We start from the raw sequence: 1,128 nt of genomic DNA on the forward strand, positions 1-1,128 counted from the left end.
TCGAGGTGCCCGGCACCGACGGTGTCCGAGTGGTCCTCTCGTATCCCGCGACGGACGACTATCTGTGGGACGAATACTTGTCCGGTGCGTGGGAGTCCTACAGGCGTCACGGAGCGCAAGCAGCCTTGGATGTGCCGGCAGTGCGAGACGGTGTTTCGACCTCACTGTTCTACGCTCTCGTCGACGGCGACGGGGTGGTCGTGGGCGGGGTACGCGCACAGGGACCATACGTCTGCGCTAGTCAGTCCCATGCGATGGTCGAATGGACGGGTAACCGCGCCCTGGACGCTGTTCGAGAGACAATCGCTGCCCGAATCCCCGAGGGGGTGGTGGAAATGAAATCGGCGTGGGTATCCCCCGGGTCGCGATACGCCGGGAAGTTGTCTGCTGCACTGGCGAGGGTGGCGTTGCCGACGATGGAGCGACTGCAGTCTCGTTTCGTGCTGGCCACTGCCGCTGACCACGTGCTGAGCAGGTGGGAATCCTCCGGAGGCAGGGTCGATGTACGGATACCGGCGGCCGCGTATCCCGATGCGCGTTATCGCACTCGCATGATGTGGTGGGATCGTCGATCGCTGCGTGCCGACGCTGATCCTGCGGTGTGGCCACTGATGTGGTCCGAGCACCGGACACTGTGCCCGATCACGACGAAAAACACAGTGCACGAGCAAACGACCCGTGTTCACAGCGCCGCCGTGATTTCGCTAGTGAACAGGGTCGGTCGCTGATGTCGTGATCTCGAACAATGCGGGCCTGCTGACATCACTGTGCTGCCCATGCACCATGTTCACCCTCAACGGCGGAAGGTGTTGGTACCGAACCGTATTTCGTCCCTCTGCTTTAGCGGCGTACATGAGGGCATCGGCACGATGGGTCAGAAGATCAGTCAACTCCCCCAACGACATGTCCGGGGAGCCAGCGTGATCGTCGAGGGTGCAGTAGATCGCCCCGATACTGACCGTCACGTCGCAGGACTCGGCGACCGACGCTCGGATCCGTTCGGCGAGAGTCATCACGTCGTCCACATCCGCGGCGGCGAAGAATGCGACGAATTCTTCGCCGCCGGACCTGGCGATCAGCACTCGCGCAGTCGCCGTCCGCGTGATGGCCGCAACGACACTGCGGAGG

General features: G+C 62.9%; 2 protein-coding genes. One reads left to right on the plus strand and one right to left on the minus strand.

Annotation, left to right across the window (positions count from 1 at the left end; all coding sequences use genetic code 11):
- On the plus strand, window positions 1-728 hold a 728-nt coding region (locus ACIQ2D_RS22215; RefSeq protein ID WP_402867444.1), incomplete at its 5' end, for a hypothetical protein.
- Here ACIQ2D_RS22215 and ACIQ2D_RS22220 read toward each other — a convergent pair.
- Window positions 705-1,128, minus strand: a 424-nt coding sequence (locus tag ACIQ2D_RS22220) for a GGDEF domain-containing protein (RefSeq protein WP_402867445.1), incomplete at its 5' end; no start/stop codon positions are given. The genes ACIQ2D_RS22215 and ACIQ2D_RS22220 overlap by 24 nt on opposite strands.

The organism is Lysinibacillus sp. NPDC097287, from assembly GCF_044761695.1.
In the GTDB taxonomy this organism is placed as follows: Bacteria; Bacillota; Bacilli; order Bacillales_A; family Planococcaceae; genus Lysinibacillus.